We start from the raw sequence: 20,231 nt of genomic DNA, 5'->3' as shown, positions 1-20,231 counted from the left end.
ATTGTCTAATAGTACTAAATGATTTGACTATTTATTCGATTGTTAATATAGTAATAGAGTACGCCTACAAAAAATAGAAAGGAGTGCAAATTTTAACCAAATGGTAGTTTACTAATAAACAGGGGGGATTATGTTGAAAGTTGGTAGAATTCTATCGATGCTTCTTGCATTAATGCTAGTCTTTTCGAGCACATCTTTTGCAAATGGAACCTTAAAAGCACCGGAACGCAACAAATCGGTCAATCAAAGTAAAACAGAAAAAAGTGGGTATGTAACCCAAGAGGACACCTATAAATTTACCGATAAAGTTCGTGTGATTGTAGAAGTTGAAGGGGACCCTGCTATCACATATGCGACAAATCAAGGCATTAAGTACGCTGATGTATCTGAGTCGAAAAAAGCGACACTTCAAGCGAATGTGCTTGAGACTCAAAACAAAGTAAAACAAAAACTATCAAGTAATCAAGTGAATATGGAGTTTAAAGAAAGCTTTACGACCGTTTTTAACGGTTTTAGTGGGGTCGTTGAGTATGGAAAAATTGGAACAATCGAAAAACTACCTGGGGTCGTTAGTGTTTCTGTTTCCAATGAGTACGAGCGTCCTGTTACTGAACCTAATATGAATTATAGTAACGAGTTGATTGAAGCACAGAAGGCTTGGGAGGAATATGGCTACAATGGTAAAGGCATGATTGTCGGGATCATTGACACAGGAGTAGATCCAAGCCATAAGGACTTTGTGCTGACAAACGAAGAAGAAGCCAAATTGCAACAAAACGCTGTTGAAAGCTCCATCTCAGAAAATGGTCTTCAAGGAAAATTCTACACTACGAAAGTACCGTACGGATATAATTACATGGACGAAAACCATGAAATCTTAGACCTCGGTCCTAAAGCATCTCATCATGGAATGCACGTTGCAGGCACTGTTGCCGCAAATGGGGAAATTAAAGGAGTGTCTCCTGAAGCGCAAATTCTTGCTTTGAAAGTGTTTGGTAACGATGTGAATTTGAGATCGACTTGGGGAGATATATACGTAAAAGCCATTGATGATGCAATCATCTTAGGTGCTGATGTATTGAATTTGAGTTTAGGTTCTACTGCAGCCTTTGTAACACCAGAAGATCCTGAACAACAAGCGGTGACACGTGCTGTTGAACATGGTGTTTTAATGTCTATTTCAGCGGGGAACTCAGCGCATTTTGGAGCTGGTTTTGATAATCCATACGCTTCGAATCCTGACATTGGAGTTGTTGGATCACCTGGTCTCTCCATTGATTCTTTGCAGGTAGCATCGTTTGAAAACGCTTACATGGACATGGATGCAGTGAGATACGACTTTGCTGAAACAAGTGGACAAGCTACTTTCCTATCAGCAAGTGCAGTTCATCCAAATGACGTTGCGCAAAAAGAGTTTATCGTTGAACATGCTGGCTTAGGAAAACCTGCGGACTTTGAAGGTAAAGACTTTACAGGTAAATACGCATTAGTTAAACGCGGTGATATCATTTTTACTGAAAAGGCATTAAATGCACAAGCTGTTGGGGCAGCAGGTGTCATTATTTATAACAACGCGGATGGCTATGTCAATATGGCTACTGATCCAGCAATTGTTATCCCTCAATTATTTATGTTGAAAAACGACGGTGATCTACTAGCTGAAGAGATTAAAAAGGGAACTGAAGTAACATTGACATTTGATGGTGGGAAAAAGAAATCCGCAAATCCAAACGCAGGAAAAATGTCGGCGTTTAGTTCATGGGGGTTAACACCAAACCTTGACTTTAAACCAGAAATTACAGCTCCAGGTGGAAACATCTACTCGACACTACAAGGAGATGCATACGGTTTAATGAGTGGTACATCTATGGCTGCGCCTCATGTCTCAGGGGGAGCGGCTCTCGTTCTTGAACGAGTTGATAAGGATTTTAACTTAACTGGAAGAGACAGAGTTGAGCTAGCGAAGAACATGTTGATGAATACCGCAAAGCCTATGATTGACAAAGGAACTGTTCAAGGAATATTTGGTTTAGAAAATCTCTACTCACCTCGTCTGCAAGGTGCAGGACTTATGCAACTTCATGCAGCATTGAGCACACCAGTAGTCGTGACAGAGACTACTACGGATCTAGCAAAAGTAGCACTAAAAGAAGTGAATGATGAATTCACTTTCGAACTAATGGCGACAAATTATACGGATGAAGCAGTAACCTATAATCTTGACGCCAATGTGCAAACGGATTTAGTCCTGTTTGACCAGTTAGGATATGCTCCTGATGAGCTTGAAGCACAAGAATTAGAAGGGGCAATCGTAACACTAAACAAAGGCGTAGACACATTAGAAGTACCAGCAAATGGTTCAGTAGTGTTTGAAGTGAAAGTGAACTTGGCTGATGCCAAGGTTTTTAATAGGAATGCGAGTGCAATGGTAGATCCTGAAGAAGTTTTCCCGAATGGGTACTTTGTTGAAGGATTCGTAACGTTGGCAAATGAAACGCAACCGACACTTTCAGTTCCTTATGTAGGGTTTAACGGTGATTGGAACGCAGCGCCAGTAGTAGACGGAATGATCTACGATGATAGCAGCTCATTCTATGGCAATTCAGCTATGGTTTATAGTAACGAAGATAGCTATTACTACTTAGGCTTTGATCCTATTAACAAAGAGTATTCAGCGTCTACTATCGCAATTTCACCAAATGGAGACGATGAGAACGATCAGATCATACCGGTTCTGTCGTTTTTGCGAAATGCAAAACAAGTACAATACAATGTCCTAGATAGTGAGAAAAATAAACTGCGCACGATTAAAACGGATAATAACGTTAGAAAACACTACCATGATGGAACTTATCCGACGTATACGTTGGATCCGGCTAATGGGTGGGATGGCAAAGTAAAAAATAAAGTTGTTGAAGACGGTCAATATTACTTCGAAATTGCAACCACAATTGACTTTGAAGGAAAACCTGCACAAAAAGTTCAAGTTCCAGTTATCGTAGATACAGTTGGACCTGAAATTACAGGTACCCTTGAAGGCAATCAATTGACATATGGTGCAGTTGATGGTGGTTCAGGCATTAAATATATTGAGGTATTTGTTGATGGTGAGTTACAAGCAACAGTTAACGAACAAGAACAGCACATTACAATTGAGAATGCTAAATCTATTATTGAAATTGTAGCAGTAGATTTTGCAGGTAACACAAGCACATTGGCAGTCAATGATAAAAATATCCCTGTAATTACTATACTGTCACCAGAAACAGCTAGTGTTAGTGATAAGAACGAAGTGGTTGTATCTGGTACAGTTCAAGATGAATCCGACATCACAGAATTTAAAGTACAAGGGAAAGATGTTGAACTTCAGTGGGATAACGAGAGAAAGATTTACAAATTTGAGACGACTATAGTACTTGAAGATGGGGCACATCCGATTTCAATCTACGCTAAGGATACAGGAGGTAATGAAACTTCTCTATTTAATAGCAGAACGATCTTTGTAGATACAACTGCTCCAGTCATCGAAGTAGAAGTACCTGAGCGTGTTGAATTCGAGGTGGAAACCTTTGAATTGATTGCTTCATTGTCTGATAACTTTAGTGAACTTAGATTTTACGTAGATGGAGACGAAAAGTTTTACGCTGAAATGAAAGGCTACAAAATGGAAGCGATTCATGAAGATGTTTCAGTTGACCTTCCGCTCGTTGTCGGAGAAAACACTTTTGAACTTAAATTGGTAGATCTGGCAGGACATGAAACCGTACAAACAATTGTCATTCATCGAGAAGAATATAAAGAGCCGGTTGAAGAAATTGAGACGGGATGGATCCTGGAGAACGGTAAATGGTTCTACTACGATGAAGAAGGTAAGAAGGTTACTTGTTGGTATAAGCTTAATGACAAATGGTACTTCTTCAATCATCAAACAGCTGTAATGGAAACGGGTTGGGTGAAAGACCAAAATATGTGGTATTATTTAGGGGTTTCAGGAGCAATGCAAACTGGTTGGCAGAAAGTCAGCGGAACATGGTACTTGTTTGACAAGCACGGTGTAATGCAAACTGGTTGGCAGAAAGTCAGCGGAACATGGTACTTGTTCGACAAGCACGGTGTAATGCAAACCGGCTGGCAGCAAGTCAACGGAACATGGTACTTGTTCGACAAGCACGGTGCGATGCAAACCGATTGGCAGCAAGTTAGCGGAACATGGTACTTGTTCGACAAGCACGGAGCAATGCAAACCGGCTGGAAGAAAGTCGGTGCCACATGGTACTTGTTCAATAAGCACGGTGCAATGCAAATCGGCTGGCAGAAAGTAGGGACGAAATGGTACTACTTTAGTAAAAGCGGTAGCATGCAAACTGGTTGGGTTACAATTTCAGGTAAAAAATATTACTTTAGCTCTAGTGGAGAATGGATTAAATAATGTAGTGTTAGGAAAAAGTCATGAATTTAAAACATTCATGACTTTTTTTATTATATTATTATTTAATTTAGATGATAGCTGGTAAACAAGGAAATATCATAATAATCACCGTGACACTTGAGTAAGCCATAAATACTATTATGAATAAAAATGTAAAATAGTCTATTAAACATCTCGCATAGTTGCTAAAATATTAATTGAGGCATACTTTAGTAGGCTTAAATGACTGAATGAGGAGTAGAGAAAATTGAAGTATAAAATTACTGCTACTGTTCTTGCTACTGGAATATTAGTATCATCGACGAATCCATTCTCTGTCGTGGAAGCAACCTCCAATTTTGCGAAATTAGAAGGAAGCCAGGCTGTTGTTGCTAATACGACGAGAGTATCTAACGTAGGCTGGAAAAAAATTAATAGCAAATGGTACTACTTCATGAATGATGGAGTAATGAGGACTGGTTGGTTAAAGCTCGGAAGTACGTGGTATTATTTTGACCAAAGCGGAATAATGGCTACAGGTTGGAAAAAGATTAATAGCAAATGGTATTACTTTATGAATGATGGAGTAATGAGGACCGGTTGGTTAAAGCTTGGAAGTACTTGGTACTATTTCATGAGTGATGGATCAATGAGAACGGGTTGGACTTTAATTAATAATGAATGGTATTACTTAACCTCTAGTGGGGCAATGAAGGTAGGTTGGATGCAACTCAAAGGTGAGTGGTATTATTTACACGGAAGCGGAAAAATGTTGAAAAACTGGATCTACGTTAATGGTCATTGGTATTTTATGACCGCTAGCGGAGCAATGAAAACAGGTTGGTTTGTAGACGGAGGCACCACTTACTATCTAAATGCTAAAGGCCAAATGCTAGCTGGGTTACATACAATTGAAGGTGAATTGTATTTCTTTAATAGAAGTGGTAGTAGGTTAACGGGATGGATCGATTTCACGGAAGGGAAAAGGTATTTTCATCCAGAAACAGGGAAAGCCCTAATTGGTCAGCATATAATTGATGGCAAGCCATACATTTTTGACGAGAACGGGTTATTATCCTCGAATGAAGTGATTAACGGTTGGTTCGAAGAGAATGGTAAGAAATATTATTATATAAACAATTACAGAAGAATTGGTTGGCTTCAACTCGAAGGTAACTGGTATTTATTCAATTCCAATGGTGAAATGCAAGTAGGTTGGAGTAAAAGCAATAACATCAATTATTATTTCTCTGCCGACGGAGTGATGCAAACAGGATGGGTACACATTTCGGGTAATTGGTACTACTTGAACAGCAGTGGTGCCATGCAAACAGGTTGGATTCAGTTAGCGGGTAAATGGTATTACTTAAACGAGAGTGGAATAAGGCTTACCGGCAAACAAACGATTAATAATCGAGTATATTTCTTTGACGAAAATGGAGTTTGGACAAAAGGAAAAGTTATTGACTACACGCAATATCCTATTTCGTTAAATGCAATGTTAGATAAGCAGATGGCATTGAGTATTCCACCACAAACAGACAAATATCGAAATGAACCTGCTTACGTCTCTGCCGAATATGTAATTCCAGATCCTTTAGCACCTGGAAAATATATCACGACGTATAATCTCAATGTAAGAGCCGAGCCTTCTGCTACTTCCCACAAGTGGGGGTTAATACCAAAAGGAAAGCAAGTACAAATACTAGATACAGCAAATGGCTGGCATCGAATTAGTATGGTGTGGAGAAACGCTTATAGAGAGGATGTAGTTCCATACATCAATCCAAGCACCTACAAGGAAACAGACCAGGAATTCTATCAATTCCTTGTCCTCTCTAAATCTGCTGAAACGAATGTTAATGATCTAAACGAACGAGTACTAAAAGGTAAAGGTATATTCCATGGCAAAGGACAAGCATTCCTTGATGCAAGTGCTGCTAATAACATAAATGAAGTCTATTTAATTGCACATGCATTACTAGAAACAGGGAATGGTACATCAGTGCTATCAAAGGGAATCTTGGTAAGTGAAGTTAATGGAAAACCTGTAACACCTAAAGTTGTTTACAACATGTTTGGAATAGGTGCTTCAGATGTGGATGCAGTAAGATTGGGCGCTGAAAGAGCTTATTCTGAAGGATGGTTTACGCCTGAAAAAGCGATTTCCGGTGGAGCTTACTTTATATCTAGAAACTATATTAATAACCCTACTTATAAACAAGATACTCTCTACAAAATGAGATGGAATCCTGCAAAGCCTGCCATCCACCAGTATGCTACAGACATGGGTTGGGCTACAAAGCAATCTGTACTACAAGCAGGCATTATGAAAAATGTTTTTGACTCTTTAGACGCGTATACGCTTTACTTTGACGTCCCGGTTTATACAAAATAACTGAGCTATAAGCTTTATAAGGAGATTGTATGACAAGAACTAAATGGAATTTGTTTCTTTTAACAGCTGCATTATTACTCGCATTAGCATTGCTACCAAGCAATGCCGATGCGAGTACCTCTGGATGGGTTAAGACAAATGGACAATGGTCATATAGTGAAAATGGAAACCTAATAACTGGCTGGAAAAATGTCGATAGTAAGTGGTATTTCATGGACAATCATGCTCTTATGAAAACAGGTTGGGTTGCAATACAAGGGAAATGGTACTTCTTTAATTCCAACGGAGCCATGAAAACAGGCTGGTTGTTTGATCATGGAAAGTGGTATTTTTTAAACAGCAGTGGGGCCATGCAGAGTGGATGGTTGAAAGACCGGAGTGTTTGGTATTACATGGGCGCTGGAGGGAAAATGATTACTGGTAGTCATACAATCTCGGGTAAAGACTACTATTTTCGGGAAAACGGTTCAATGCACACCGGGTGGCTTACTATAGAAGGGAAAAAAAGGTACTATACTCATTCAGGCATGAAGCAAATTGGACACACTGAAATTAGTGGAAAAGAATATTTGTTTGATAGTGAAGGATATCTTAAAACAAATAGTTGGTATGAATCAGACGGGTATAAGTATTATTTTAGTGCAAACGGTGAATTAGCAAAGGGTCCAACAATAGTAGGGAATGACTTACTGCTATTCAATGAGTTGGGCCAACAAGTTATCGGAGAGCTTCTGTTCAATGGGACAACTTATCGCACTGACGATAATGGAGTTGTTCAATTGGGATGGGTTCTAACTGAAGACGGAAAAAGTTATTTTGGTGAGAACGGCTTCATCACTAGTAACTGGCTCAAAGATCAGGGGAAATGGTACTATTTTGATGAGAATGGGAAGATGAAAACAGGCTGGGTTCACATTTCAGGAAAATGGTATTTTATGGACAATGAAGGAGTCATGCAAACTGGTTGGTTAGAAGAGCCGCCGACAAAGTATTTTTTAAACTCGAACGGCACAATGCAAACCGGATGGAAGAAAATGAATAGTGAGTGGCACTTCTTTATGGGTTCTGGCCGGCACATGACGGGGTGGGTATACAACGACAATAAATGGTACTATTTAAACTCCGAAGGCATCATGCAGACAGGTTGGATTACAATAAACGGAAAGAAAGAGTACTTTACAAAGAGTGGAGATTGGATTAAAGGCAAAGCAGATAGAAAAGTAGTAGTTTTAGATGCCGGTCACGGGGGTTCAGATCCCGGTGCAAAAGGAATTGGCTTTTTTGAAAAGGAGCTAAACCTTGACCTTGCTTTGCGCACAAGAAGCCTACTAGAAAAGGCAGGTTACACAGTCATCATGACAAGGACAACAGATGAGTTTCTATCATTATCTCAACGGGCTAGTATTGCTAATTCATCTGATGGAGATATATTTATAAGCATACATGGAAATTCTCTCAATGGTGCAGTCAAGGGAGTAGAAACATTCTGGTATGGGAAATACGAAAAGGAAAACAGCTTGAAGTTGGCAGGTATTCTCCAAAAAAATGTAATAAAGCAAACAAACATGGTGAATAGACGAGTGGCAGAAGGTAATTTCCATGTCATTCGGGAAACCAAAATTCCTAGTGCCTTGTTGGAAGTAGGCTTTATTGATAATGAAGAAGATGCAGCTAAGTTAAGACAAGACAAATATAAGCGATTAATTGCAGAGGGAATTTATCAAAGCGTTCAAGATTATTTTACGAACTAGATGTACTAAGAGTTTAGGACAAGACATAAAAATGCATGAAGGCCAATATGCCGACATGCATTTTTTGCTGCTATTAATATGATTCTATTTTAAATTAAGACCTGAAACGATGTAGAAAAAGTCATGAGTGAAGGACATTTATGTCTGAAATGATGAAATTGTATTGATACACGGAAAATGATAAAATTAAAGTTTTTCATTGCTTGTTTATGAAGTTCTGCTTTATGATATGGATGAGCATCTTTATTGTACGTAGGAATACCATTCGTCATTGCAAGTTATCGAAAACGATTATGTGTTAAGCAAGTTGATGCGTAGAAGATATGCTGATTTATCAAAGAACGTAACGCAACAACAAAGGTAGGAATAGAATGATTTATCCCCTTAGTAAAATTATGAAGTAGAGGTATCCAACATGAATTTATTGAAAAATGACTTTGCTTGGTTATTTATCACACTAGCAATGGTAGCTTTTGGACTTATTGTAAATATAACTACTATTGGTTTAATAATTGTAGTCTTTTTAGCAGTTTTAACGTTTTTCAGAAAAGACTTGGGTCTATATATGTTACTCGTGTACATACCGATTAGACCATTTTTAACAGCATTAAATCCGGGTTTTAAACTTATTGGAGATTTAATAATTTTTGCGTTAATTGCTAAAACGATTTACGAAAACAGAAAAAACCTTAAAACATTAGTTCATTTTGAAAAGTTAGAAGTAGCCTACATGAGCTTCTTAGTAATAGGAAGTGTATCTGCACTTATTAACGGCGTCAGTTTAAATGCTATCATTTTTCAATTGAGAACTTACGTATTGTTTTTTCTGATTTATTACGTAGTTAAAAGAATGGAAATTTCTGTGAAACAACTTAAAAAAGGCGCAATGATTACTTTTTGCACCGCGATTATTCTATCCTTGCAAGGCTTCGTCGAGAAGATATCAGACAAAACGATGTTAATGCCGACAGAATGGCAAAATTGGACGTTGTCTCCTACAAATCATGTTAGAGTATATGGATTGCTAAAAGGCCCTAATGAGTTCGGATTGTATTTAATAATTGCTTTTTTCATTTCTTTATTCTTAATGAAAGTAGTGCCTAAAAGTAAGCGATGGATTATTTTTGCGGGCTCTTCCATTATAGCGGCTGCCTTCCTTTTAACATACTCAAGGGGATCCTTGATCGCTTTAGTTATATTTGCTCTTATCTATCTCGTTGTCTACAGATCATTGAACGGGTTAAAGAAAGTTATTGGAATAGCAGCCACTTCGGTTATCATTTATTTTGCAATAACATATGCAAGTGATCTATATATCAATACAGTTATCAACAATCCCGAGACAGATCTAGAACAGTCAATTGATGATGAAGGAAAAAAGAATAATGAAACTAACTCCACGGGCATTAACAGATATAAAGAAGCTTTCACAGGTGATACAATTCAGTTAAGTTCAGAAACAGGAAGAATCTATTATGTGAAAAAATCTATTGAAGTCTTTAAAGCATATCCGATTATTGGAGCGGGTTTTGGAACATTTGGAGGCGCTGCAACATTGGCTTATTCCTCCCCTATTTACGACCATTTTTCAATAAAAACGAATTTCTACTCGGATAACCAATATATTTTAGTGCTTGCTGAAACTGGAATTGTAGGGGTGATCACACTTGCGGTATTTGTGATATCCTTACTATTGCTTACAATTCAATACATTAAACGATACAAAAAATCACCAATACCAATTTTCTTGTTATACTTTTTAACGACCTTAGTCGTTGGAGCTGCATTCTATAACATCCTTGAGAATGATACATTTATGCTCTATTATTTCCTTCTGTTAGCAATTGCTTACGGCAATAAACACTTGTTAGATAAAGGATTTGAATGAGGCGAATTGTATGTCGCTATGAAATTTGGGTATGTGGAAGTTGATTGTGAATAGGATCGTTTACTAGTCGTTAAGCCTTTATTTAGGAGGGGGGCTCACTCCTTCTAAGTAAAGGTTTTTTATTGCAAAATGATTTGTAGCGCACATGTAACAAGTAGTGCATGAAATCTCGCTTACTAAGGCGCCGGAAGATTTTGATGAGATTGCAGGTTTACGCATAAAACGAAACATTTCGGAAAAAATAGGATGATACTAATTTTGCGCGAAGTGTATAAGCAGGCACTGAATACATGATGTATTTTTTGTGCTCTATTCCAAATCTCTGTTATAATAGTACAAGTTGAATTTGATGAATTGAGGTCTTCCAACAATGAAGGAATATTTTCTATCCGTAAGTGTCTCCCCATTAACCTATGAGGAGATAATTACAGAGCTAAGGATCCGTATAAATGAAGAAAAGCAATCGACAATCATTGCGGTGAATCCTGAAAAAGTAATGACAGCCCAGAAAAATCCAGAAGTAAAGGATTTAATTAATGCTTCTACTTTTCAAATCGCTGATGGCGTAGGGATTTTATTGGCTTCTAAGTTAAAAAAAGGTCAAGTGAAAGAACGTGTAACCGGCGTTGAAATGATGTCTAGACTGTTAGAGTTCGCAGCAAGTGACAAACTCCCTGTCTATTTTTACGGTGCGAAAGAGGAAGTTGTAAAGAAAGCAATTGAAAACATAAAAAATGATATCCCGAACTTACAAGTTGCAGGATATTCAAATGGATATAGAAAAGACGAGAAAAAGCTTGTAAGCGAAATTGATGCTAGTGGGGCAAAGATGATTTTCGTAGCTCTTGGAAGTCCTACACAAGAATTATGGATTAAACGAAACATCGATCAGTTAAGGAACGTCCTAGTTTTTCAAGGTGTCGGTGGAAGTTTTGATGTGTTTTCAGGAACAGTTAAACGTGCCCCGTTATTCTTTAGAAAACTGGGCCTTGAATGGTTCTATAGACTTCTGCGTGAGCCTAAACGTCTAAAACGGCAACTCAACTTACCATTGTTTTTATGGAAAGTATTACGAGATAGAGGAAACTAAAAGGAGAATTACTTATGAAGAAATCAATTTGCGTGATTGGCCTTGGCTATATAGGTCTTCCGACAGCTGTTATGTTTGCAAACCATGGCCATAAAGTTCATGGAGTAGATATTAATGAAAAAGCGGTTAATTTGATAAAAGAAAAAAAGTTACATATTGAAGAAAATGGTCTGCAAGAAAGACTTGAAAGTGCAATTGATTCAGATTTTCTAACAGTAGGAACGGAACCTGTGAAAGCTGATGTGTATATTGTAGCCGTGCCGTCTCCAATCAATGCGGACAAAAAAGCAAACCTTGATTATGTAAGAAGTGCAACTGCTTCGATTGTACCCTATTTGGAAAAAGGGAACTTAGTCATTCTCGAATCTACTGTACCACCACTCACTGTCGAAAATGTGATGATGCCTGAACTCATTAAAGCGAACTTAGAATTTGGCGTCGAATTGTTTGTTGCTCATTCTCCTGAACGCGTCATTCCAGGTCGTATTTTTGAGGAGCTTATTTCAAATGACAGAATAATTGGCGGTATTAATCCTGAATCAGCCAAGATGACGGCAGATCTTTACCAATCATTCGTCACAGGGAAAATGCACGAAACGGATGCTACGACTGCAGAGCTTGCAAAAGTGATGGAGAATACATACCGTGATGTCAATATTGCGCTTGCAAACGAGCTGGCAAAGATCTCAGCGAACATCGGTGTGAATGTATGGGAAGCTATTAAATTGGCCAATTATCATCCACGAGTAAATGTTCACTTGCCAGGTCCTGGAGTTGGGGGCCATTGTATTGCTGTTGATCCATGGTTTTTAGTTGAACTCGATCCTGAACAAGCACGACTTATCGAATTGGCGCGTAATACGAACGACGGAATGCCACAGTATACGGCGAGAATGACGATGGGGATTTTGAGCGAAAACAATATACAAGATGCGAAATTAGCGGTCTTTGGATTGGCTTTCAAAGGAAATGTGGATGATATGAGGGAAAGCCCTTCAGTCGATGTTGTAACAGAACTGTCAAAGCATACAATTCAAGTCAATGCATACGATCCACATATTAAAAATAATAATATACCTGAACAAACTCAATTGTTGGAGGAAGCAATAGATGGTGCTTCTGCCATTTTAGTGTTAACGAATCATAATGAGTTTTTGGACATCAACCCTAGTGAGTTGGGTGGGTTGAAAAACCGAATTATTATTGATACTAAAAATTGCATTGACCGAGAGAAATGGGAAAATGCTGGTTTTAAAGTGTACGTATTAGGTGATTCAAAAAACTAAACGCCTTGCGAGGTTTCGGAAACCCACGATAAATGGGACGACGAGAAGTGAGCGGAGCAATTAGCAGCGTACAAGACCTAAAAGAAATGTGTCTAAAAACGGTCGTGTTGAAATTAATAGATAGTAGGTGAGCACGTGAAGAAAGCTGTAAATAAGTTTGTCAAAGTCGTCCGTACATCTAAAGCATACGATTCATTAAAGACGAACAAAGTGTTAAGAGTCATAAAAGATCGGTATGACAAAAAACAATATCAATACGCACAAGACAATGTAAAAGCACAAGGCTTACAATTGCTTCTATTGCTAAAAGAGTCTTTTCAAGAAATTGAACAAGACTTTTGGTTAGACTATGGCACATTATTAGGTGCAATTCGAGAAAAAGATTTTATCGGACATGATAAAGACTTAGATATCGGTACATTTGACTTTCCAGATGACGTTAAAAAGCAATTAGAAGGAATTCTTCTACGAAAGGGCTTCGTTAAGTATAAGCAATATGAACTTGACGGGAAGATTATTGAAGAGTCTTATTCCTACAATGGAGCACACGTTGATTTTTTCTATTATCATCAAAAAGAAGAAGGGAAAGTCTGGTGCTATTTCTGTGAAATGGGCAACAATTTAAGTTTTTCGAATTCCGAAAAATACCAAATTGCTACTGGTTACAACAATCACATCGTCACCTCGCGTTTTAATGGGTTAATGCCTTATGAATTCAAAGGCGAAATGTTTACTATACCCTCTAACTATGAAGAGTATATTATTGATAATTATGGTGAAACGTACATGATCGTTAACGAAAATTGGGTAAATGGCAGTTCGCCCCAAAATATTGATTTCAACGAAAGTGGAGCTGTAATTGCAAAAGAGTATTTGTAAAAAGGAAAAACACCTCAATTTAGTGAGGTGGTTTTTCTCTTTTTACTGAGTACCGTAAAACTTATTAAAAGGAATTGTGAAGATGAAAAAATCGATATTTAAAAATGTAATTTACAAGATAACGTTGAATTTCTTCAATTTAGTCGTCCCTTTACTGATCGGCCCTTATGTATTTAGAGCACTAGGTTCAGAAGCGATGGGCCGTGTAAAATATGGTGAATCCATTTTTAAGTATTTTTTTATCTTTGCTGCTTTTGGTATATATCAGTATGGCATTCGGGAAATTAGTAAAGTTAAAAACGACAAAGAGAAGGTCGCAAAGTTATTTACAAGCCTATTTACAATAAGCTTAATCACAAATGGGATTTTTCTAGTCGTATACCTAATCGTTTCTAAGTTGAGTTTTGGGGATGAAATCATCTTCCCGATATTAATAATTTTCTCTTTGAACTTTATCTTCAATATATTTTATGTTGAATGGATCAATGAAGCATTTGAGAGCTACGATTTTATTACAATTAAAACGATAATCGTCAAAATTATCTATGTAATACTATTGTTTGTCTTCGTCCAAAATGCTGACGACTATTTATGGTTTGCGGGATTATTGGTCATATCAGCTGCTTTGAACAATATCATTAGTTTTGTGTATGTAAAAAGAAAGTTGAATTTTGATTTTAAAGGATTGAAATTACTTTCTCATATAAAACCATTGTTTCTAGTCGTAATCTTTTTGAACGGAAATATATTATATACACAACTAGACATTTTCATGCTTGGTAGATTTGTGTCTGAAAAATCTGTATCATTTTACATTATGTCACAGCAAATTATGATGATTATTAGCATGCTGATGCTCAGTATTGTGCAAGTGACAATCCCCCGATTAGCATTTTTGCTTGGAACACAAGATGATACGGCATACATCACGTTGATTGAAAAAGTTGCAAGAGTCTATTTTATGCTACTGTTTCCTGCCGCAGTAGGGCTCTACATTATTGCCGATATAGGTGTTGTTGTTTATGGGGGGAGTGAATTCACAGGGGCTGGAAGTGTGTTGGCGATATTCAGTCTGTATATGATTTTAATTGGGATAGACTCCATTCTTTCCAATCAAGTCATTTATGTGAAAAATAAAGAAAGCATGCTCGTAAGGTTCATTTTCATAAGTGGTGTCGTTAACTTGTTATTAAACATATTATTTTTAAACTTAGGCTATTTCACACCGGAAACAGCTATCGGAACAACTGCTTTTTCGACATTACTACTAATTGCAATGGAGTTAATCTATATTAGAAAGTCTTTAAAAGTGCCGTTTCGCTTAATTACTACACATAGCGTAAAGTATTTAGTATTCGCGTTAGTGTTTTTTCCAGTAGCATATGTAATTAAACAAGTTACTGACGGTATATTCATCCAATTCATATTGATAATAGCAGTCAGTGTACTTGTCTATGCTTTTCTTTTAATCATCAGTAAAGATGAAATGCTGTACGAACTGTTGAAACGGATTACGTCTAAAGTTAAACGTAATAAAACGTAACGGGTTGAATGGAGGAAATCGCTTGGAAAAAACATTGTATTTATTGAACTATCCAGGCATTGGTGGAACAGAGAAATATGTATACGATCTAATTAGTCACCGTCGTCCTGAAGATTGTATACTTGTCTATTCTGATGAGGGACCAGGGCTGGAAAGGTTTCAAGATCTGAATGTGAAAGTCATTCGGGTTCCGATGAAGCAACCATTTGACTTGTCTGCAGCTAAGGAACTGAAGAAAGTTATAAAAAACGAAAAAATAAAAGTAGTGCATGCACAGTTTTTAAGAGAAAACTATATTGCGATACTCGCTAAGTTGTTAGGGGCTCCTGTCAAAGTCATATGGACGTATCATGTCGATGTAAAGATGAGATTCCACATTAGAGCAGCGAATCGAATAATGACACGCTTTAATACCCAAATCATTGCTGTTTCAAATTTTATGAAACATAAATTGATCCAAAAAGGAATAAGAAAATCGGCTATTCAAGTCATTTATAATGGAGTGAACAAACCTCAACAAGTTAAACTTGAGCAGCCACAGAATGCTATTCCGATCATTGCTGTGATAGGTCGATTAAGTGCGGAGAAAGGTCATCTTTTCCTTATTAATGCTTTGGAACACTTCAAGAAGTCCAACCCTACGTTGCAGTGGCAGTGTCATATTTATGGCGATGGTCTGTTAAAAAAACAACTCGAGCAACTCGTTGTCGATAAAAATATGCAAGAACATATCAACTTCTTTGGACACGTAAGTCCTATTGAGAAAGTGTACTTGAACACGGATCTTGTAGTTGTTCCATCAGAAAATGAAGCACTATCGTATGTAGGTATAGAGGCACTGTCCTATGGTATACCTTTAATTGGAACTACAGTAGGTGGCATTCCGGAAGTGATTGAAGAGGGAGTTACAGGCTTATTAGTTAAATATGGTGATATTGAAAATCTCTCATCTAAACTTGAAGAACTTCTCACAAACAAGGAATTGTATCAAAAGATGTCTAAACAAGGAATTCTTGCTTTTAACTCAAAGTTTGAAATGTCAAGGATGCTCCAAAAAACGTATCATGTATATGACAAGTAATTTTTTGTTTTCCCTTCATATAAGGTAGCCATTTATTGCACCCTGGCAAAAAAGTCGCTAGGGTGCAATTAACATTTCCCTTCTCCCTCGTAAGTAGTAAAATCTTCTCTTCAATATTGGAAAATGCTAGACAGCCACGATTCTCGCAATAAAATATAAAACGCCACTTCCTATCCTTAAAACAGTAGCATCATTCACCTTCAAACGAAAATCCAATCGTCTCTTTGTAGTTTGAAATAATTTTCCTTTTATCTGTTTACAAAACCTGATTCTATTGATATGATAACATCATTCAATAATTGAACGATTAGGGGGACGCGTGACTTGGAAAAATTTAAACTACTAGGGTTACTGCTCGATAATCCTACAATGAGCCAAAAAAAAATAGCAGAACATCTATCGATTTCGATCGGGAAAGTGAATTACATTTTAACCGAGCTAATAGATGACGCTTATATCGACATTGACAAAAGCAATAAAAACTATCAATATCGTGTGACAGAGAAAGGTCGTCTATTTCTGCTCGATGAAATTGATGGGTTCCAAAAGACTAAACTTAGCTTACATAGTGAAAAGCGCAAAAAAGTTAAAAATGCCGTTATTCTTGCTGCCGGCAGCAAAGAAGATTTTACGCAACCTGTTTGCTTAATGGAAATAGAACCTAAATTGACATTATTAGATCGAACGTTAGCCATTTTGCATAACAATGGAATAGAAAAAATCTTCATCGTAACGGGGTATAAAAAAGATGCCTTTTCGGACATTCATTTACCTGGAAACGTGAAAATGGTTGAAAATACAAAATTCCAATGGACAGGCTCAATGGCATCTTTAGCGACAGTAGCCAATGTACTGGATGACGACTTTTTGTTACTAGAAGATGACACGCTTATTGAAGAAGTGGCGATTAAAAAATTGCTTGATCATCCTGAAAGAGATTGTGTTTTAATTATGAATGAAAGTGGCACGAGAGATGAAGCGTATGTTGAGATAAAAAATAATCATCTGTACAAAATCTCAAAAGATATCCACCAGCTAAATCGAATTGACGGTGAAATGGCAGGCGTTTCAAAACTTTCATATGGATTCTTTAGTGAAATGATTACAGAATATCAATCGAACATGAATCCATTTATGAATTATGAGTACATGCTTTTGGATGTTTCGCGCAAAATTGACGTCGGCTATTTAAAAATCAGTGATCTTGTATGGACAGATATTGACAACGACATCCAATTGAAAAACGCGCGTGAAAAGATCTATCCGTTGTTAAAGAGAAAAGAAGAAAAAGCGAAAATTGAAAGACTGAAAAAATATATTGAGTCAGCATTAGGCGTACCTTGCGAGGACGTACACAATATTCGAGCATTTGGCGGAATGACGAACGTTAACTACCGTGTAACGATTGGCGAAGATGATCTTGTTGTTCGGATGCCTGGAGTAGGGACAGAAGACTTTATTAATCGTCAAGAAGAAAAAGACAACCTGATCCTTAGTGCAAAAATAGGCATCAATCCGGAAATGATCTACTTTAATGCAGAGACGGGCCTGAAAATAACGAGAATGATTCCAGATGCTGAAACGTTAACAGAGAGTATGACAAAGAAAGAAAATATTATGGGGATGGTAACGGATGTATTGTTACAACTTCATAACTCGGAAGAAAAAATGAAAAATGACTTTGAACTATTCCGTTTAATGGAACTTTACGAAGGGAATATCATAAAGGCTGGAGCTGCTTTCTATGAAGGATTTGAAGAAGCAAAAGCGTCTGTTTATAAAGTGAAAGACCACTACGAATCCTTGACGATTAAAAAATGTCCAACGCATATTGACGCACTCCATCAAAATTTTATCAAGAGCGGGGATCACAAGCTCTATTTAATCGATTGGGAGTACAGTGGGATGTTTGATCCGTTATGGGATTTAGCAACGCATTCAATTGAATCGGAATTCACTAAGTTGGAAGAGGAACTATTTTTACAGTATTACTTCAAGAGAAACCCAACGCCTGAAGAAGAAGAAAGAATACTCATCCATAAAATTTTCCAAGATTATTTATGGACGATGTGGACAATCTTCAAAGAAGCAAAAGGTGATGATTTTGGTTCGTACGGAAAGGACCGATTTACACGATTGAAAGCCAATTTACAAGAATATAATAAAAGAACATGTGGGGTAATGTTATGATTGATAAGAAAGCGCTAAGCGGTGCATCATACGGCATAGTTTCTGGTATTACATGGGCTATTGATACGGTTTTAATTGGTGTTATCCTTTCCATGACGACGTTTTTAGAATTTCAAGAGATCCTGTTAGTAGCTCCGCTTGTGAGTACATTTTTACACGATGCCTTCTCGGCAATTTGGCTAACATTTTTACTTGGGGTTAAAGGCGAGCTGAAAACGGCTTTAAGTAAACTAAAGGTTACCCCCGGCCGTCTCATCATTTTGGCTGGAACATTAGGTGGACCGATAGGGATGACATTTTACGTTCTTTCCCTTCAAAACATTGGTGCTTCCTATACGGCAGTCATTTCAAGCGTTTACCCAGCTGTCGGTGCGTTCTTCGCATTCTTTATCTTAAAGGACAAGCTTGGTTTGAAAAATTGGATGGGTTTAATCATAAGTATTACCTTCATCACACTGCTTAGTTATTCAGGCGAGCTTGTTGTAGGAAGTAATATTTCGTTAGGCTTAATCTTTATCATCATTTGTGTAATTGGTTGGGGGATGGAAAGTGTTGTCAGTGCGAAAGCGATGCAAAACGATGGCATTCAACCTCAGCATGCGTTGTTAATCCGTCAATATACATCCGCATTCGTATTCGGTATCATTATCATCCCGATTTTCATCGGTCATTCTTACACAGTACATGTACTAGCCTCTCCGATTACAGTATTAGCTTTGGCTGGTGTTGCAATGGCTGGGACATTATCTTACGTATTTTACTACAAAGCGATAAATGCAATTGGTCCTGTAAAAGCGATGGCGATGAACATTACGTATGCAGCATGGGCGGTAGGATTTGAAGCGCTTATTTTAGGAACTGCTTTTACGATGAAGGAACTTATTTACGGCTTATTCATCATCACAGGTTCAATCATCACCGTAATGGTTGTAGATAAAAAAGAGCCTAGACTACACATAAAGGAGCACTCGGTGACATGAGAGCAATCATATTAGCAGCAGGAATGGGCACAAGGTTACGTCCTTTAACAGATGAAAGACCTAAGGGACTTGTTGAAGTACTAGGAAAACCAATCGTTGAGAGGCAAATTGAATTTCTAAAGGAAAAAGGAATTCATGACATCATAGTCGTCACAGGCTATTTGCGTGACCACTATGACTACCTTGTGGAAAAATACGGTGTAAGTCTTATTCACAACGATAAATACGATGTGTACAACAATATTTACACAATGTACGTAGTGAAAGATTATTTACCAGGATCCTATGTAGTGGAAAGTGATTTTTTCTGGACAACAAACATTATTGACCCTAACCCGGTTGGTTCAAAATGCTTTTGCAACTTAAGGGAAAACTTTACGAATGAGTGGATCATCCGCTTTAATGAAGAAAGTCATCGAATTACGGAATTTGAAATCGGGGATGGCCAGAACGAGTATATCCTGTCCGGCATTTCATACTGGACGGAAGAAGATGGAAAGTTCATTGTGGAAAAACTCGAACAAGAAATTGAATCGGGGAATTTCAAAGAGCTCTATTGGGATGAAATGGTGAAACGTCACTTAGGCGATATGCATGTTGAACTGGTCCCATTAAGTAGCACGGATACGTATGAAATTGACAGTGTGGAGGACTTGAAGTTTGCTGAGTCCAACATCGTAGAACAAAAAAAGCGCGTTTCTATTTAAATTAAAAGAAAAGATGAGTCCTGTTATAGG

Annotated in this window: 12 protein-coding genes; all 12 read left to right on the top strand. The window is 37.5% G+C overall.

Annotated elements, in window-relative coordinates; translation table 11 throughout:
- The first annotated feature begins 133 nt into the window (after nucleotides 1-133).
- The 12 genes from QT711_RS12685 (at nucleotide 134) to QT711_RS12630 (ending at nucleotide 20,201) form a co-directional block, all read left to right on the top strand.
- The gene (locus QT711_RS12685; protein WP_317944792.1) at nucleotides 134-4,429 is read left to right on the top strand and encodes a S8 family serine peptidase; all 4,296 of its coding nucleotides are present in this window, start codon (nucleotides 134-136) and stop codon (nucleotides 4,427-4,429) included.
- A gap of 247 nt (nucleotides 4,430-4,676) precedes the next feature.
- The gene (locus QT711_RS12680; protein WP_317944790.1) at nucleotides 4,677-6,806 is read left to right on the top strand and encodes a glucosaminidase domain-containing protein; all 2,130 of its coding nucleotides are present in this window, start codon (nucleotides 4,677-4,679) and stop codon (nucleotides 6,804-6,806) included.
- Between the two features lie 29 nt (nucleotides 6,807-6,835).
- Nucleotides 6,836-8,557 carry an N-acetylmuramoyl-L-alanine amidase gene (locus QT711_RS12675; RefSeq protein WP_317944788.1) on the top strand — a complete coding sequence of 574 codons (1,722 nt, stop codon included), beginning with the start codon at nucleotides 6,836-6,838 and terminating at the stop codon, nucleotides 8,555-8,557.
- Between the two features lie 415 nt (nucleotides 8,558-8,972).
- Nucleotides 8,973-10,445, top strand: coding sequence for an O-antigen ligase family protein (locus QT711_RS12670; protein ID WP_317944786.1), 1,473 nt, complete (start codon nucleotides 8,973-8,975; stop codon nucleotides 10,443-10,445).
- A gap of 370 nt (nucleotides 10,446-10,815) precedes the next feature.
- Nucleotides 10,816-11,535, top strand: coding sequence for a WecB/TagA/CpsF family glycosyltransferase (locus QT711_RS12665; RefSeq protein WP_317944784.1), 720 nt, complete (start codon nucleotides 10,816-10,818; stop codon nucleotides 11,533-11,535).
- Nucleotides 11,536-11,549: 14 nt separating this feature from the next.
- The gene (locus QT711_RS12660; protein ID WP_317944782.1) at nucleotides 11,550-12,821 is read left to right on the top strand and encodes a nucleotide sugar dehydrogenase; all 1,272 of its coding nucleotides are present in this window, start codon (nucleotides 11,550-11,552) and stop codon (nucleotides 12,819-12,821) included.
- Between the two features lie 135 nt (nucleotides 12,822-12,956).
- Entirely contained in the window at nucleotides 12,957-13,700 is a 744-nt protein-coding gene (locus QT711_RS12655; RefSeq protein ID WP_317944780.1) for a LicD family protein, read from the top strand.
- A gap of 82 nt (nucleotides 13,701-13,782) precedes the next feature.
- Nucleotides 13,783-15,243 carry an oligosaccharide flippase family protein gene (locus QT711_RS12650; RefSeq protein ID WP_317944778.1) on the top strand — a complete coding sequence of 487 codons (1,461 nt, stop codon included), beginning with the start codon at nucleotides 13,783-13,785 and terminating at the stop codon, nucleotides 15,241-15,243.
- Nucleotides 15,244-15,265: 22 nt separating this feature from the next.
- Nucleotides 15,266-16,324 (top strand): glycosyltransferase, encoded by a 1,059-nt coding sequence (locus QT711_RS12645; RefSeq protein ID WP_317944776.1) that lies wholly within the window; start codon nucleotides 15,266-15,268, stop codon nucleotides 16,322-16,324.
- Nucleotides 16,325-16,648: 324 nt separating this feature from the next.
- Complete coding sequence (locus tag QT711_RS12640; protein ID WP_317944774.1) at nucleotides 16,649-18,514, top strand: winged helix-turn-helix transcriptional regulator; 1,866 nt, start codon at nucleotides 16,649-16,651, stop codon at nucleotides 18,512-18,514.
- Nucleotides 18,511-19,494 carry a DMT family transporter gene (locus QT711_RS12635; RefSeq protein WP_317944772.1) on the top strand — a complete coding sequence of 328 codons (984 nt, stop codon included), beginning with the start codon at nucleotides 18,511-18,513 and terminating at the stop codon, nucleotides 19,492-19,494. The genes QT711_RS12640 and QT711_RS12635 overlap by 4 nt, the downstream gene beginning before the upstream one ends.
- Nucleotides 19,491-20,201, top strand: coding sequence for a sugar phosphate nucleotidyltransferase (locus tag QT711_RS12630; RefSeq protein ID WP_317944770.1), 711 nt, complete (start codon nucleotides 19,491-19,493; stop codon nucleotides 20,199-20,201). Before QT711_RS12635 ends, QT711_RS12630 begins: the two co-directional genes overlap by 4 nt.
- Nucleotides 20,202-20,231 lie beyond the last annotated feature (30 nt).

It is taken from the genome of Sporosarcina saromensis (assembly GCF_033253735.1).
GTDB classification, from domain to species: domain Bacteria; phylum Bacillota; class Bacilli; order Bacillales_A; family Planococcaceae; genus Sporosarcina; species Sporosarcina saromensis.
The sequence above is the reverse complement of the archived record's forward strand: the minus strand, read 5'-3'. Positions and strand labels throughout refer to the sequence as shown.

Coding starts and splice junctions, on each gene's coding strand:
- QT711_RS12650 (WP_317944778.1), top strand. CDS start 13,783: ATGAAAAAATCGATATTTAAAAATGTAATTTACAAGATAACGTTGAAT.
- QT711_RS12665 (WP_317944784.1), top strand. CDS start 10,816: ATGAAGGAATATTTTCTATCCGTAAGTGTCTCCCCATTAACCTATGAG.
- QT711_RS12660 (WP_317944782.1), top strand. CDS start 11,550: ATGAAGAAATCAATTTGCGTGATTGGCCTTGGCTATATAGGTCTTCCG.
- QT711_RS12670 (WP_317944786.1), top strand. CDS start 8,973: ATGAATTTATTGAAAAATGACTTTGCTTGGTTATTTATCACACTAGCA.
- QT711_RS12635 (WP_317944772.1), top strand. CDS start 18,511: ATGATTGATAAGAAAGCGCTAAGCGGTGCATCATACGGCATAGTTTCT.
- QT711_RS12675 (WP_317944788.1), top strand. CDS start 6,836: ATGACAAGAACTAAATGGAATTTGTTTCTTTTAACAGCTGCATTATTA.
- QT711_RS12630 (WP_317944770.1), top strand. CDS start 19,491: ATGAGAGCAATCATATTAGCAGCAGGAATGGGCACAAGGTTACGTCCT.